This window comes from Streptomyces sp. NBC_01166, assembly GCF_045039765.1.
Taxonomy (GTDB): domain Bacteria; phylum Actinomycetota; class Actinomycetes; order Streptomycetales; family Streptomycetaceae; genus Streptomyces.
Window position 1 is genome coordinate 2134983 of record NZ_CP108613.1, and the last position, 14973, is coordinate 2149955.

Consider the following 14973-nt stretch of genomic DNA (forward strand, 5'->3'; position numbering starts at 1 on the left):
ACGGGTAGATCAACTGGCGACGGGCGGGGGGCGTGGCATCGGCCACGTCCCCCGCCCGTCGGCAGGTCTTCGGTGCGGCTACCTCAGGAAGGGGTCCACCGCGACGGCGACGAAGAGGAGCGAGACATAGGTGATGGACCAGTGGAACAGCCGCATCTCCTTGAGCTTGGCGCCCGTCACGCCGGACTTCGCACGGTTCTGCAGACCGTGCGCCTCCCAGAGCCAGAAGCCGCCGGTCAGCAGGGCCACGGCCGTGTAGAACCAGCCGGTGTAGCCCAGCGGGGTGAGCAGCAGCGAGACCCCGACCATGACCCAGCTGTAGACGACGATCTGGCGGGCCACCACGCGGTTGGAAGCGACGACCGGGAGCATCGGGACGCCGACCCGGGCGTAGTCCTCCTTCACCTTCATCGAGAGCGGCCAGTAGTGCGGCGGCGTCCAGAAGAAGATGACGGCGAAAAGGATCACCGCGGCCCAGGACATCGAATTCGTCACGGCGGACCAGCCGATGAGCACGGGCATGCAGCCCGCGATTCCACCCCACACGATGTTCTGCGAGGTACGGCGCTTCAGCAGCATCGTGTAGACGACGACGTAGAACAGAAGTGCGCCGAGCGAGAGGGCTGCGGACAGCCAGTTGACGAGCAGCCCGAACCAGACCGTGGAAATCACCGCGAGGGCGATTCCGAAGGCCAGGCACTCACGGGGGCTCACCATGCCCGTGACCAGCGGGCGCTGGGACGTACGGTCCATCAGCGCGTCGATGTCGCGGTCGATATACATGTTGAGCGCATTGGCACCGCCTGCGGAGAGATATCCGCCGACGGTGGTGGTAACTACGAGCCAAAGATCGGGCACGCCCTGAGCGGCGAGGAACATCACCGGAACGGTGGTGATCAACAGCAGCTCGATGATGCGCGGCTTGGTAAGAGCCACGAATGCCTTGATGCGGGCCCCGAACGGGCGATGGCCCCCTGGGCTCGGAGTCAAGGCGACCCCTGCGGGTCGGGACTCGACGGCCGTCACGCACACCCCTGACAGAGAAATCCCAGCAAGCTCCGGGCGTGAAGGCCCAGTAAAGACTTGCGCGAACCACACCACTGTAGACGTTGGGCATACGCCGCTCTTCGCGGGGGTGGGGTCGTGTTGGGGTGGCGCAGAAGTGAACGGAGGCGCTCATACGGGAGGCGAACTCCGCAGGTCGCCCGCACTGTGGAAAGGGCAGAAGTGCGGCCTTCCGACGGGGGTAGGCTCGACAATGCCCGGTGCGGTAACCAGTCACCGGTTTACAAACAGTGGAGAGGAGCCCTGACTCAGGGTGAGCACCAAGCCGACCACCACAGACCTCCAGTGGACCGAATTGGACCAGCGGGCCGTGGACACCGTCCGCGTCCTCGCCGCGGACGCCGTACAGAAGGTCGGAAACGGCCACCCGGGTACGGCGATGAGCCTCGCTCCTGCCGCGTACACCCTCTTCCAGAAGGTGATGCGCCACGACCCGGCGGACGCGGACTGGACCGGACGCGACCGGTTCGTACTGTCCGCGGGCCACTCCAGCCTGACGCTGTACATCCAGCTCTACCTCGCCGGATACGGCCTGGAGCTGGACGACCTCAAGGCTTTCCGCACCTGGGGCTCCAAGACGCCGGGCCACCCGGAGTACGGGCACACCACCGGTGTCGAGACGACGACCGGCCCGCTGGGCCAGGGTGTCGCCAACGCCGTGGGCATGGCGATGGCATCCCGCTACGAGCGCGGTCTCTTCGACCCGCAGGCGGCCCCCGGCACCTCCCCGTTCGACCACACCATCTGGGTCATCGCCGGTGACGGCTGCCTCCAGGAGGGCATCTCGGCCGAGGCGTCCTCGCTGGCCGGCCACCAGAAGCTCGGCAACCTGGTGCTGCTGTGGGACGACAACCACATCTCGATCGAGGGCGACACGGAGACCGCGGTCTCCGAGGACACCCTGAAGCGCTACGAGTCCTACGGCTGGCACGTCCAGCGCGTGGACCAGTCGCCCAGCGGCGACCTGGACCCCGAGGGTCTGTACCGCGCACTGCAGGCCGCCAAGGCCGAGACGGAGCGCCCGTCGTTCATCGCGGCCCGCTCGATCATCGCCTGGCCCGCCCCGAACGCCCAGAACACCGAGGCCGCGCACGGCTCGGCGCTCGGCGACGACGAGATCGCGGCCACGAAGCGGGTGCTCGGCTTCGACCCGGAGAAGACCTTCGAGGTCTCCGACGAGGTCATCGCGCACACCCGTGAGGCGCTGGACCGCGGCCGTGAGGCCAAGGCCGAGTGGGAGAAGTCCTTCGCCGCCTGGCGCACCGCCAACCCGGAGCGCGCCGCCGACTTCGACCGGATCGACGCCGGTGAGCTGCCCGCGGGCTGGGAGGAGCACCTCCCGGTCTTCGAGGCGGGCCACGGGGTCGCCACGCGTGCCGCCTCCGGCAAGGTCCTCCAGGCACTCGGCGGTGTCATCCCCGAGCTGTGGGGCGGCTCCGCCGACCTCGCCGGCTCGAACAACACCACGATCGACAAGACGTCGTCGTTCCTCCCGGCCGGCAACCCGCTGCCCGAGGCGGACCCGTACGGCCGGACGATCCACTTCGGCATCCGCGAGCACTCCATGGCCGCGGCCATGAACGGCATCGCGCTGCACGGCAACACCCGCATCTACGGCGGCACCTTCCTGGTGTTCTCCGACTACATGCGCAATGCCGTACGCCTCTCCGCGCTGATGCACCTGCCGGTGACGTACGTGTGGACGCACGACTCGATCGGCCTCGGCGAGGACGGCCCGACCCACCAGCCGGTCGAGCACATCGCCTCGCTGCGCGCGATCCCGGGCCTGAACGTCGTCCGGCCGGCCGACGCCAACGAGACGGCCATCGCCTGGCGCGAGATCCTGCGCCGCTGGACCAAGGTGTTCGGCAAGGGCGCCCCGCACGGTCTGGCGCTGACCCGCCAGGGCGTGCCCACCTACCCGGCGAACGAGAACACCGCCAAGGGCGGCTACGTGCTCTTCGACGCCGAGGGCGGCGAGGCGCAGGCCGTTCTGATCGCCACCGGCTCCGAGGTCCAGCTGGCCGTCGAGGCCCGCGACGAGCTCCAGGCGGCCGGTGTGCCGACCCGTGTGGTCTCGATGCCGTGTGTCGAGTGGTTCGAGGAGCAGGACCAGGCGTACAAGGACAGCGTGCTGCCGCCGTCCGTGAAGGCCAGGGTCGCCGTCGAGGCGGGCATCGGCCTCACCTGGCACCGGTACGTGGGCGACGCCGGCCGGATCGTCTCGCTGGAGCACTTCGGTGCGTCGGCGGACGCCAAGGTCCTCTTCCGCGAGTTCGGCTTCACCGCCGCGCACGTGGCGGAAGCCGCCCGGGAATCTCTCGCCGCCGCCGCGCGCTGACGCGGACATACGACTAGTAGGAGATGCAATTCTCATGACAGACGCACTCAAGCGCCTCTCCGACGAGGGCGTGGCGATCTGGCTGGACGACCTGTCGCGCAAGCGGATCACGTCCGGCAACCTCGCCGAGCTGATCGACCAGAGCCACGTCGTGGGTGTCACGACCAACCCGTCGATCTTCCAGAAGGCGATCTCCCAGGGCGACGGTTACGACCAGCAGCTCACCGACCTCGCCGCCCGCAAGGTGACGGTCGAGGAGGCGATCCGCATGATCACGACCGCGGACGTCCGTGACGCCGCCGACATCCTGCGTCCGGTCTTCGACGCGACGGACGGCCAGGACGGCCGGGTCTCCATCGAGGTCGACCCGCGCCTGGCCCACAACACCCTGGCCACGGTCGCCGAGGCCAAGCAGCTGGCCTGGCTGGTGGACCGGCCGAACACGCTCATCAAGATCCCGGCGACCAAGGCGGGCCTGCCGGCGATCACGGAGACCATCGGGCGGGGCATCAGTGTCAACGTGACGCTGATCTTCTCGCTGGAGCGCTACCGCGAGGTCATGGACGCCTACCTGGCGGGCCTGGAGAAGGCGAAGGCCGCCGGCCTGGACCTCTCCAAGATCCACTCTGTCGCCTCCTTCTTCGTGTCCCGCGTGGACACCGAGATCGACAAGCGCCTGGACGCGATCGGCAGCGACGAGGCGAAGGCCGCGAAGGGCAAGTCCGCCCTCGCCAACGCCCGTCTGGCCTACGAGGCGTACGAGGAGGTCTTCGCGGGCGACCGCTGGGCCGCCCTCGACAAGGCGCACGCGAACAAGCAGCGTCCGCTGTGGGCCTCCACCGGCGTCAAGGACCCGTCCCTCAAGGACACCCTGTACGTCGACGACCTCGTCGCCCCCAACACGGTGAACACCATGCCGGAGGCGACGCTGGACGCCGTGGCCGACCACGGCGAGATCACCGGCAACACCGTCGCCGGCCGCTACGAGCAGGCCCGTGCCGACCTCGACGCGATCAAGAAGCTCGGGGTCAGCTACGACGACGTCGTCCAGCTGCTGGAGGACGAGGGCGTCGAGAAGTTCGAGTCCGCCTGGAACGACCTGCTCAACTCCACCGAGGCCGAACTCAAGCGCCTCGCTCCTTCGGAGGGCTGACCACCTTGTCTGGTGTTCCCGGAGCCAACCCGCTCCGTGACGCTCAGGACCGACGGCTCCCGCGTATCGCGGGGCCGTCGGGCCTGGTGATCTTTGGCGTCACGGGCGATTTGTCCCGTAAAAAGCTGATGCCCGCCGTCTACGACCTGGCCAATCGCGGCCTGCTGCCACCGGGCTTCTCGCTCATCGGCTTCGCGCGCCGCGACTGGGAGGACGAAGACTTCGCCCAGGTCGTCCACGACGCCGTGAAGGAGCATTCCCGCACCCCGTTCCGCGAAGAGGTCTGGCAGCAGCTCAGCCAGGGCATGCGCTTCGTCCAGGGCAACTTCGACGACGACGACGCCTTCGAGACCCTCAGGGCGACGATCGAGGAGCTCGACAAGGCGCAGGGTACGGGCGGAAACTTCGCCTTCTACCTCTCCGTGCCGCCGAAGTTCTTCCCCAAGGTGGTCCAGCAGCTCAAGAAGCACGGGCTGGCCGACCAGAAGGAAGGCAGCTGGCGGCGGGCGGTCATCGAGAAGCCGTTCGGTCACGACCTGGAGAGCGCGCAGGAGCTCAACCAGCTCGTGCACGACGTCTTCCCGCCGAACGAGGTCTTCCGTATCGACCACTACCTCGGCAAGGAGACGGTCCAGAACATCCTGGCGCTGCGCTTCGCCAACACGATGTGGGAGCCGATCTGGAACAGGTCGTACGTCGACCACGTCCAGATCACGATGGCCGAGGACATCGGCATCGGCGGCCGGGCCGGTTACTACGACGGCATCGGCGCTGCCCGTGACGTCATCCAGAACCACCTGCTCCAGCTGCTGGCGCTGACGGCGATGGAGGAGCCCGGCTCCTTCCACCCCAAGGCGCTGGTCGCCGAGAAGCTGAAGGTGCTCACGGCGGTGGAGCTGCCCGAGGACCTCGGCAAGCACACGGTACGCGGGCAGTACACGCACGCGTGGCAGGGCGGCCAGGAGGTGCCCGGCTACCTCGAGGAAGACGGCATCGACCCCAAGTCGAAGACCGACACCTTCGCCGCGATCAAGCTGACGATCAACAACCGGCGCTGGGCGGGCGTGCCGTTCTACCTCCGTACCGGCAAGCGCCTCGGCCGCCGCGTCACCGAGATCGCGGTCGTCTTCAAGCGCGCCCCGTACCTGCCCTTCGAGTCCGGTGCCACGGAGGAGCTCGGCGGCAACGCCCTGGTCATCCGGGTGCAGCCGGACGAGGGGGTCACGGTCCGGTTCGGCTCCAAGGTCCCCGGCACCTCCATGGAGGTTCGGGACGTCACGATGGACTTCGCCTACGGCGAGTCCTTCACGGAGTCCAGCCCGGAGGCGTACGAGCGGCTCATCCTCGATGTCCTGCTCGGCGACGCCAACCTCTTCCCGCGCCACCAGGAGGTCGAGCTCTCCTGGAACATCCTCGACCCGATCGAGGAGTACTGGGACAAGCACGGCAAGCCCGCCCAGTACGCGGCCGGCACCTGGGGTCCGGCCGAGGCCGACGACATGCTCGCACGCGACGGACGGAGCTGGCGCCGGCCATGAAGATCGATCTCACGGAAACCACGTCCAGCAAGATCAACCAGGCCCTCATCTCGGCCCGCAGGTCCATCGGCTCCCCCGCCGTCGGCATGGTCCTCACCCTCGTCATCGTCACGGACGAGGAGAACGCCTACGACTCCCTCAAGGCGGCGAGCGACTCCTCGCGCGAGCACCCCTCACGGATCATCGTGGTGATCAAGAGGGTCAGCCGTTCGCCGCGTGCACGGCGCGACGCCCGGCTCGACGCCGAGATCCGGGTCGGCTCCGACGCCGGCTCGGGCGAGACCGTCGTCCTGCGTCTGCACGGCGAGCTGGCCAACCACGCCCAGTCCGTCGTCCTGCCGCTGCTGCTGCCGGACGCTCCGGTGGTGGCGTGGTGGCCCGAGGACGCTCCGGCGGATCCGGCGAAGGACCCGCTGGGCGCGCTCGCCCAGCGTCGTATCACCGACACCTACTCCGCCGAGCACCCGCTCGACGAGCTGTCGGTGCGCGCGGCGACGTACCGGCCAGGGGACACCGACCTGGCCTGGACGCGCATCACGCCGTGGCGCTCGATGCTGGCGGCGGCGCTCGACCAGCAGCCGGCGAAGGTCATCTCGGCAACGGTCGAGGGCGAGTCCGACAACCCGAGCTGCGAACTGCTGGCCATGTGGCTCGCGGACCGTCTCGGGGTACCGGTGGAGCGCACCCTCTCCGGTGGTCCCGGTCTGACGGCCGTGCGGCTGGAGACCAAGAACGGCGTGATCGTCCTGGACCGTCCCGACGGTTCGCTGGCGACGCTCTGCATGGCCGGGCAGCCGGACCGTGCGGTCGCGCTGAAGCGGCGGGAGACCGCCGAGCTCCTCGCGGAGGAGCTGCGCCGTCTGGACCCGGACAACATCTACGAGGCCACGGTTAAGTTCGGCGTGGAGCGCCTCGGCGGGCCCACGGAGCCGTCGTCCGTCGGTACGGGGCAGAAGCGGCCGGAGCCCGCGGGTTCCGCCGCCCCTGCCGCGAAGAAGGCGGCGGCCAAGAAGGCGGCGTCGAAGTGAGTGCTCCGCAGCTCGTCGTGCACCGCGACAAGGAGCTGATGGCCCAGGCCGCGGCGGCCAGGCTGATCACGAAGATCGTGGACGCCCAGGCCGCTCGCGGTGCCGCCTCGGTGGTCCTCACCGGTGGGCGAAACGGCAACGGCCTGCTGGCCGCGCTCGCCGGCTCGCCCGCCCGGGACGCGGTCGACTGGTCGCGGCTCGATCTGTGGTGGGGCGACGAGCGGTTCCTGCCCGAGGGCGATCCGGAGCGCAATGTCACGCAGGCCCGTGAGGCCCTGCTGGACAAGGTGGAGCTGGATCCCTCCCGGGTCCACGCGATGCCCGCGTCCGACGGGCCGTACGGCGGCGACGCCGACGCCGCGGCCGCGGGTTACGCGGCGGAACTCGCCGCCGCGGCGGGCCCGGAGGACCATGGGCCCGTGCCGACGTTCGACGTGCTGATGCTGGGCGTCGGCCCGGACACGCATGTCGCGTCGCTCTTCCCGGAGCTGCCCGCGGTGCGGGAGACCGAGCGCACCGTCGTCGGTGTGCACGGCGCTCCCAAGCCGCCGCCCACCCGCGTCTCGCTCACGCTGCCCGCCATCCGGGCGGCGCGCGAGGTGTGGCTCCTGGCCGCGGGCGAGGACAAGGCGGAGGCGGCCGAGATCGCGCTGTCCGGGGCCGGGGAGATCCAGGCGCCGGCGGCAGGGGCCTACGGCCGCAGCCGCACGTTGTGGCTGCTGGACGCCGCGGCGGCCTCGAAGCTGCCGCGTGCGCTGTATCCGCCCGCCTCGGCGTAACAGAGCACCGAACGAACGGCCCGCCCCGCTCTCCGTAGCGCGGCGGGCCGTTCGCTGTCGTGGGGCCGCGCGGCCCGTCTTTTTCGCCGCTCCTGCCGCACGGCTGGAGCGGATGAGCAGAAGTACCCCACGTCCCGGCCCCACCGTGTCCGCCTCCTCGACGCGGGGCACCTGGGCAGCCCTTCTCCGTGACAGCGACGGCCCTCGACCAGTGACCTCCGGGAGGGCTCGCGGGCCGTGCCCCTCGCCTCAGTCGCGGTCCAGGAAGGGCTCCAGCAGCCCCGGTACGGCGTCGGAGGCGAAGCCGAGACCTTCGGACGCGTCGGTGTCGTGCGCCGTGTAGGCGCCGCCTCCGGCGGCCGTCGTGGCGGTGACGCTCAGCAGCCCGGCCCGGCGCTGGAACCAGGACTGCCTCACCGTCCACCCGATCACACCCGCCCGCTGCAGGGCCGCCGTGGACCGCCGGACCGAACCGGACCGGGTCACCAGGTACCCGCCGGTGAGCGTGTGCCCAAGCGAGCGGTACGCGTCGACGGCCAGGAGCACGGCGACAGGCACGGACACCACCGCGCAGGCGAGCGCGGTCCAGAGCAGCACGGGCGTCAGCAGGACACCCAGGACCACCTGGACCAGCACGGGTGCCAGGGCGACGGACAGGGCACGGCGGAGCCGGCGGCCCCTGGCGGCGAGGGGGTGGCCGGTCAGGGGGGCGCCCGTCGGGGAGACCGGCTCGCGCAGCACCTCGGCGGCGATGGTGTCGGCCAGCGTGCGGGGCACGGCCGGCAGGAGGGTGTTGTGGTCGGCGCTCCGCGCCTCCTCGTTCTTGGCCAGACCCGTCGTGATCGCGTCCACCCTGGCGGCGCCCGCCAGCCGTACGCCCAGTGGCTCCACCAGGTCCACCCCGCGCAGCCGCCGCTCCTCGACGGACAGGGAACGCGCGGTCAGCAGCCCACGCCGCACCCGCAGGGTGCCTCCCGGTTCGCGCTCCAGGCGGTAGTTCCACCACATCTCGATCCACAGGCCGAGTGCCCCGACGACACCGGCGACCAGCGCCGCCACGACCAGGGTGACGATCGCCCAGACCAGCGGCGTGTCCCGGAAGCGGTCGGCGATCCAGTTGATCACCTCGGCCTGCGCCCCGACCCAGTCACTGACCTGCATCACACCGCCGACGGCCGCGCCGCCGAGCATGGGCGCGACGAAGGAGACGGGTGCGTAGCGGACCCAGCGGAGGTCGAGCGTGGCCAGTTCCCCGTCGCGGTGCGTTCCGGAGGACCCGGATGCGGCGCGGTCGAGGAGCTCTCGGCGCAGCCGCTCGCCCTCGGGGCGGGAAACGGGGTCCAGCGTGAGCGTGGAGTCGCCGCCCGAGTGCTCACCGGTGCCGATGCGCACCGAGACCAGCCCCAGGATCCGCAGCAGCGGATGGGCGGTGAGGTCGACGCTGCGGATCCGCTCGCGGGCCAGCGAGCGGCGCTTCACCAGGAGAAGCCCGGTGTGCAGGTCGACGCGCTCGGTGCCGACCCGGTAGCGGGTACGCCGCCACCGCACGTAGTCACCGGCGGCCGCGCAGCCGATCAGCAGGGCGGCGCCCGCCAGGACCCAGCCGATGGCGGCCGCGTATCCGAGACGGCCTGACAACGCGACCGTGACCGGCACGGCCGCGCCCGCGGCGACCCCCGCCGTGACCAGCGCGGTGACCAGGACCGTCCGTCGATGGAGCCGCCGCCAGCCGGGGCCGCTGTCGACGGCCGTGCTCATGTGGCGTCCCCGGGGGTCTCCTGGGTGATCCGGGTCAGCCGCTCGGCGAGCTCGGCCGCGGCCTCGTGCGTCAGGCCTTCGATCTGTACGGCGCCCTTGGCGGACGCGGTGGTGACGGTGACCGTCGCCAGCCCGAAGAGCTGTTCCAGCGGGCCCCGCACGGTGTCCACGGTCTGGATGCGGGACATCGGCGCGATCCGCCACTCCCGCAGGAAGGCCCCGGTGCTCACATAGACCGCCTCGTCGGTGACCTCCCAGCGGTGGGTGCGGAACCACCAGAGGGGGAAGAGGACGGCGCACAGCAGGCCGACGGCGCCGAGCACGGCGGCGGGCATCAGCAGCCAGAATCTGGCGGGCCCGATGAGCGCGCCCAGGATGCCGAGGACCGCGACCGGAGCCGCGGTCAGCAGCAGCCACTGGGCCCGCCACCAGCTGACGGCCCGGCGGTCGGGCGCGTTGCGCGGCGGCCTGAGCCGTATCGTCCCCTCCCCCGTGGTCATCGCTCAGCGGCCCCGCAGCGAGCGGTACGTCGAGACGAGCGCGGCGGTGGAGCTGTCCAGCTGTTCGCCGCCGGTGCCCTCGGTGAGGACCGGCTCGATCTTCTTGGCGAGGACCTTGCCGAGCTCGACGCCCCACTGGTCGAAGGAGTCGATGTTCCAGACGGCGCCCTGGACGAAGACCTTGTGCTCGTACAGCGCGATCAGCTGGCCGAGCACCGACGGGGTGAGGCGGTCCGCGAGGATCGTGGTCGTCGGGTGGTTGCCGCGGAACGTCTTGTGCGGCACGAGCTCCTCGGGCACGCCCTCGGCGCGGACCTCCTCGGGCGTCTTGCCGAAGGCGAGCGCCTGGGTCTGGGCGAAGAAGTTGGCCATCAGCAGGTCGTGCTGGGCGATCAGCCCGGGCAGCAGGTCCTGGACCGGTGCGGCGAAGCCGATGAAGTCGGCTGGGATGATCTTGGTGCCCTGGTGGATCAGCTGGTAGTAGGCGTGCTGCCCGTTGGTGCCGGGGGTGCCCCAGACGACCGGGCCTGTCTCCCACTCCACCGGATCGCCGTCCCGGTCCACGGACTTGCCGTTGGACTCCATGTCCAGCTGCTGCAAGTACGCGGTGAACTTGGACAGATAGTGGCTGTAGGGCAGCACCGCGTGCGACTGCGCGTCGAAGAACTGGCCGTACCAGATGCCCAGAAGGCCCAGCAGCAGCGGGGCGTTCTCCTCGGCGGGGGCGGTGCGGAAGTGCTCGTCGACGAGGCGGAAGCCGTCGAGCATCTCGCGGAACCGGTCCGGCCCGATGGCGATCATCAGCGACAGGCCGATCGCCGAGTCGTAGGAGTACCGGCCTCCGACCCAGTCCCAGAACTCGAACATGTTGGCCGTGTCGATGCCGAAGTCCGCGACCTTCTCCGCGTTGGTCGACAGTGCCACGAAGTGCTTGGCGACGGCGTCCTGACCGGCCCTCAGCTCGGTGAGCAGCCAGTCGCGGGCGGAGGTGGCGTTGGTGATGGTCTCGATCGTCGTGAAGGTCTTGGACGCGACGATGAAGAGGGTCTCGGCCGGGTCGAGGCCCTGTACCGCCTCATGGAGGTCGGCGCCGTCGACGTTCGACACGAAGCGGACGGTGAGCGAGCGGTCCGTGAAGGAGCGCAGCACCTCGTACGCCATGGCGGGGCCGAGGTCCGAGCCGCCGATACCGATGTTGACGATGTTCTTGATCGGCTTGCCGGTGTGACCGGTCCACCCGCCCGACCGGATCCGGTCGGAGAAGGCGGCCATCCTGTCGAGGACGGCGTGCACGGCCGGCACCACGTTCTCGCCGTCGACCTCGATCACGGCGCCACGCGGCGCGCGGAGCGCGGTGTGCAGGACGGCGCGGTCCTCGGTCGTGTTGATCTTCTCCCCGCGGAACATCGAGTCCCGCAGCCCGGCCACGTCCGTGGCGGCGGCGAGCTCGCGCAGAAGCCGCAGCGTCTCGTCGGTGACCAGGTGCTTGGAGTAGTCGATGTGGAGGTCGCCGACCCGGAGGGTGTACTGCTTCCCCCGGTCCGGCGCGTCCGCGAACAGCTGCCTCAGATGGGTCCCCCCGAGCTGCTCACGGTGCTTGCCGAGAGCCGTCCACTCGGGCATCTGGTTGAGCTTGGTTCGGCTTTGTGCGTTCATCCCGGAAATCGCCCACTTCTCTCGTACCTGCAACCTTCCCCGCTGCCCCTCCAACCTAATTGATCTGGAGGGCCCGACGGGGCATCGGCGAGCTGGTGGACGACATGCTGATTCCGGCCGGGCACCCAGGGGGTGACCGGCCGGTGAAAAGTGAGGGTCTTCCGTTTGGATCAGGCCGGATCAGGGAGCGGGGCCTGGTGCGTGCAGGTGCAAGGCGGAGGATCGGGACAACGCGGAGCGTTGTCGAGTGAGGACAACGCAGCGATGTGCGTGCCGGGCCCCGCGAGCCCAGCCTGATCCGAACGAGAAGCCCTAGATCTCGCCGCGGAGTTTCGCGAGGGCTTCGGCGAGGATCGCCTCGCCGTCCGCGTCGCTGCGCCGCTCGCGTACGTACGCCAGGTGCGTCTTGTACGGCTCGGTGCGCGGCGGGGCCGGCGGGCTGTCCCGGTCCTGTCCGGCCGGGAAGCCGCAGCGCGGGCAGTCCCAGGTCTCCGGTACCTGCGCGTCATGGGCGAAGCTCGGCTGCGTCTCGTGCCCGTTCGAGCACCAGAAGGAGATGCGGGCCCGTGGCGCGGACTCGCCGCGCTCGGCCTCCCCCATCGGCCCCGCTCCGACCCGGCTTCCCCGGATCGCGTTGCCACTTGCCACGGTCGTAACTCCCTGCGTGATGGTGCTCGAAGATGCCCCAGTCTACGTAAGGCCCAACGCGCGTCCAGTGAAAGGAGTTACACCCTCACCAGGAATTGCGGACGACGCGTCAGCTGTCCAGCTTGATGAGCAGAGCAAGGACGACAATGCACGCGAACCAGCCCAGACCGACGACGACGGTGATGCGGTCGAGGTTCCGCTCCGCGACCGAGGAGCCACCGACGGAGGACTGCATGCCACCACCGAACATGTCGGAAAGGCCGCCGCCCTTCCCCTTGTGCATCAGCACCAGCAGCATCAGCAGCAGGCTGAAGACGATCAGGGCGATCTCGAACGCCAAAACCACGGCTGGTCCCTACTTTCCGGAATTCCTAGGACTGCATGTACGAACAGCGGGGGCCCGGGGGTAGACCCCCCTCGGCCCCCGCAAGGGTACGACGGATCCGCGCTACCGCATACTCACTGGTCGCGGAAGCGGACGATCTTGACGAACTCGTCGGCGTCGAGGGCGGCGCCGCCGACGAGGGCACCGTCGACATCGGGCTGCGCCATGATGGCCGCGACGTTGCCGGACTTCACCGAGCCGCCGTACTGGATACGGACCGCGTCGGCCAGCTCCTGCGAGTACAGCTCCGCGAGACGGCCGCGGATCGCGCCGCAGACCTCCTGGGCGTCCTCGGGGGTTGCGACCTCGCCGGTCCCGATGGCCCAGACCGGTTCGTAGGCGATCACGATGGACTCGGCCTGCTCGGCCGGGACGTCCTTCAGGGCGCCGTCGAGCTGCGCCAGCGTGTAGGACACCTGGTCACCCGCCTTGCGGATGTCCAGGCCCTCACCGACGCAGAGGATCGGGGTCAGGCCGTGCCTGAACGCGGCCTTCACCTTGGCGTTGCAGATCTCGTCGTTCTCACCGTGGTACTGGCGGCGCTCGCTGTGGCCGACGGCGACGAACGTGCACTTCAGCTTGGCGAGCATGGGGCCGGAGATCTCACCGGTGTACGCGCCGGAGTCGTGCGCCGAGACGTCCTGGGCGCCGTACTTGATCTTCAGCTTGTCGCCGTCGACCAGCGTCTGCACGGAGCGCAGGTCGGTGAAGGGCGGCAGGACGGCGACCTCGACCGCGTCGTAGTCCTTGTCGGCCAGGGCGAAAGCGAGCTTCTGGACGTGGGCGATGGCCTCGAGGTGGTTGAGGTTCATCTTCCAGTTGCCCGCCATGAGCGGGGTGCGGGTGGTCATGAAAGGTCAGTCCTCCAGTGCGGCGAGGCCGGGAAGCGTCTTGCCCTCGAGGTATTCGAGGCTGGCGCCGCCACCGGTCGAGATGTGGCCGAATGCGTTCTCGTCGAAGCCCAGGATGCGGACGGCGGCCGCGGAGTCGCCGCCGCCGACGACGGTGAAGGCCTCGGAGTCGACGAGGGCCTGGGCGACCGCCTTGGTGCCCTCGGCGTAGTCGGGGTGCTCGAAGACGCCCATCGGGCCGTTCCAGAAGACGGTGGCCGCATCGGCGAGCTTCGAGGCGTACAGCTTGTTGGTCTCCGGGCCGTTGTCCAGCCCCATCGCGCCGGCGGGAATGGCGTCGGCGGCGACGGTGGTGGGGTTGCCCGGGGTCTTGGCCTTGAGGTCGGGGAACTTCTCCGAGACGACGACGTCGACGGGGAGCACGAACTCCACACCCTTCTCCTCGGCGCGCTTGAGGTATTCGAGCACCGCCGGGATCTGGTCCTCCTGGAGGAGGGAGCTGCCGACCTCGTACCCCTTGGCCTTGAGGAAGGTGTAGGCCATCCCGCCGCCGATGAGGATGCGGTCGGCCTTCTCCAGCAGGTGGTCGATGACCCCGAGCTTGTCGGAGACCTTCGAGCCGCCGAGGACTACGGCGTAGGGGCGCGTGACGTCCTCGGTGAGCTTCTTCAGGACACCGACCTCGGTGGCGATCAGGCTTCCGGCCGCGTGCGGCAGCCGGGCCGGGAGGTCGAAGACCGACGCGTGCTTGCGGTGGACGGCACCGAAGCCGTCGCCCACGTACACGTCGGCGAGCTCGGCGAGCTGATCGGCGAAGGCGCCGCGCTCGGCGTCGTCCTTCGACGTCTCGCCGGCGTTGAAGCGGAGGTTCTCGATGACGGCCACCTGGCCGTCGGTGAGAGCGGCGACCGTGGAGCGGGCGGACTCGCCGACGGTGTCGGTCGCGAAGGCGACCTCGGCACCGAGCAGCTCGCCCAGGCGCGCGGCGGCGGGGGCGAGCGAGAAGGCCGGGTCCGGGGCGCCCTTGGGGCGGCCCAGGTGCGAGGCGACGACGACCCGCGCGCCGGCTGCGGCGAGCCGGGCGATCGTCGGCTGGACGGCGCGGATGCGGCCGTCATCGGTGATCGTGGTGCCGTCCAGCGGCACGTTGAGGTCGGCGCGGACGAATACCCGCTTGCCCGCGACCCCTTCGTCGAGAAGTTCGTCGATCGTCTTCATCTCTGTTCCCATACTCCTTGGAAGGACGGATGAGCATGCGAGGGGGCTCGGAC

Annotated in this window: 13 protein-coding genes; 5 read left to right on the forward strand and 8 right to left on the reverse strand. The window is 69.9% G+C overall.

The genetic code is table 11. The features are described from left to right. Window positions 1–78: 78 nt before the first annotated feature. Window positions 79–1032 carry a heme o synthase gene (locus OG379_RS09900; protein ID WP_405661282.1) on the reverse strand — a complete coding sequence of 318 codons (954 nt, stop codon included), beginning with the start codon at window positions 1030–1032 and terminating at the stop codon, window positions 79–81. A 286-nt stretch (window positions 1033–1318) separates the two neighbouring features. On the opposite strand from OG379_RS09900, the gene tkt reads away from it, so the two are divergent. From tkt to pgl, 5 genes are read left to right on the forward strand one after another with little or no spacing between them, the layout of a single operon-like run. After that, window positions 1319–3406 carry a transketolase gene (gene tkt, locus OG379_RS09905; protein WP_393755341.1) on the forward strand — a complete coding sequence of 696 codons (2088 nt, stop codon included), beginning with the start codon at window positions 1319–1321 and terminating at the stop codon, window positions 3404–3406. Window positions 3407–3440: 34 nt separating this feature from the next. After that, window positions 3441–4559, forward strand: a complete 1119-nt coding sequence (gene tal, locus OG379_RS09910) for a transaldolase (protein WP_405661285.1) — start codon at window positions 3441–3443, stop codon at window positions 4557–4559. 5 nt (window positions 4560–4564) lie between these two features. Further along, window positions 4565–6097, forward strand: a complete 1533-nt coding sequence (zwf, locus tag OG379_RS09915; protein WP_393755345.1) for a glucose-6-phosphate dehydrogenase — start codon at window positions 4565–4567, stop codon at window positions 6095–6097. Beyond that, on the forward strand, window positions 6094–7125 hold the full coding sequence (opcA, locus tag OG379_RS09920) for a glucose-6-phosphate dehydrogenase assembly protein OpcA (RefSeq protein WP_405661287.1): 1032 nt from the start codon (window positions 6094–6096) through the stop codon (window positions 7123–7125). The genes zwf and opcA overlap by 4 nt, the downstream gene beginning before the upstream one ends. Then, on the forward strand, window positions 7122–7904 hold the full coding sequence (gene pgl / locus OG379_RS09925; RefSeq protein ID WP_405661290.1) for a 6-phosphogluconolactonase: 783 nt from the start codon (window positions 7122–7124) through the stop codon (window positions 7902–7904). Before opcA ends, pgl begins: the two co-directional genes overlap by 4 nt. A gap of 249 nt (window positions 7905–8153) precedes the next feature. Here pgl and OG379_RS09930 read toward each other — a convergent pair whose 3' ends face one another. The 7 genes from OG379_RS09930 to OG379_RS09960 form a co-directional block, all read right to left on the reverse strand. Further along, window positions 8154–9662, reverse strand: a complete 1509-nt coding sequence (locus OG379_RS09930; RefSeq protein ID WP_405661292.1) for a PH domain-containing protein — start codon at window positions 9660–9662, stop codon at window positions 8154–8156. Beyond that, window positions 9659–10162: a PH domain-containing protein gene (locus OG379_RS09935; protein WP_393755353.1), complete on the reverse strand. Its 504-nt coding sequence runs from the start codon at window positions 10160–10162 to the stop codon at window positions 9659–9661. The genes OG379_RS09930 and OG379_RS09935 overlap by 4 nt, the downstream gene beginning before the upstream one ends. Window positions 10163–10165: 3 nt before the next feature. Continuing rightward, window positions 10166–11818: a glucose-6-phosphate isomerase gene (gene pgi, locus OG379_RS09940; protein ID WP_405661295.1), complete on the reverse strand. Its 1653-nt coding sequence runs from the start codon at window positions 11816–11818 to the stop codon at window positions 10166–10168. Window positions 11819–12130: 312 nt separating this feature from the next. Next, window positions 12131–12466 (reverse strand): RNA polymerase-binding protein RbpA, encoded by a 336-nt coding sequence (locus OG379_RS09945; protein WP_099176117.1) that lies wholly within the window; start codon window positions 12464–12466, stop codon window positions 12131–12133. 109 nt (window positions 12467–12575) lie between these two features. Beyond that, window positions 12576–12812, reverse strand: coding sequence for a preprotein translocase subunit SecG (gene secG / locus OG379_RS09950; protein WP_031094498.1), 237 nt, complete (start codon window positions 12810–12812; stop codon window positions 12576–12578). Window positions 12813–12925: 113 nt separating this feature from the next. After that, window positions 12926–13702: a triose-phosphate isomerase gene (gene tpiA, locus OG379_RS09955; protein WP_405661297.1), complete on the reverse strand. Its 777-nt coding sequence runs from the start codon at window positions 13700–13702 to the stop codon at window positions 12926–12928. Window positions 13703–13708: 6 nt separating this feature from the next. Then, window positions 13709–14920: a phosphoglycerate kinase gene (locus OG379_RS09960; protein ID WP_405661299.1), complete on the reverse strand. Its 1212-nt coding sequence runs from the start codon at window positions 14918–14920 to the stop codon at window positions 13709–13711. Window positions 14921–14973: the final 53 nt, after the last annotated feature.

Excerpts from the sequence above, each read along its gene's own strand:
- tpiA (WP_405661297.1), bottom strand. The coding sequence starts at position 13,702 with ATGACCACCCGCACCCCGCTCATGGCGGGCAACTGGAAGATGAACCTC.
- tal (WP_405661285.1), top strand. The coding sequence starts at position 3,441 with ATGACAGACGCACTCAAGCGCCTCTCCGACGAGGGCGTGGCGATCTGG.
- pgi (WP_405661295.1), bottom strand. The coding sequence starts at position 11,818 with ATGAACGCACAAAGCCGAACCAAGCTCAACCAGATGCCCGAGTGGACG.
- opcA (WP_405661287.1), top strand. The coding sequence starts at position 6,094 with ATGAAGATCGATCTCACGGAAACCACGTCCAGCAAGATCAACCAGGCC.
- OG379_RS09935 (WP_393755353.1), bottom strand. The coding sequence starts at position 10,162 with ATGACCACGGGGGAGGGGACGATACGGCTCAGGCCGCCGCGCAACGCG.
- OG379_RS09960 (WP_405661299.1), bottom strand. The coding sequence starts at position 14,920 with ATGAAGACGATCGACGAACTTCTCGACGAAGGGGTCGCGGGCAAGCGG.
- OG379_RS09930 (WP_405661292.1), bottom strand. The coding sequence starts at position 9,662 with ATGAGCACGGCCGTCGACAGCGGCCCCGGCTGGCGGCGGCTCCATCGA.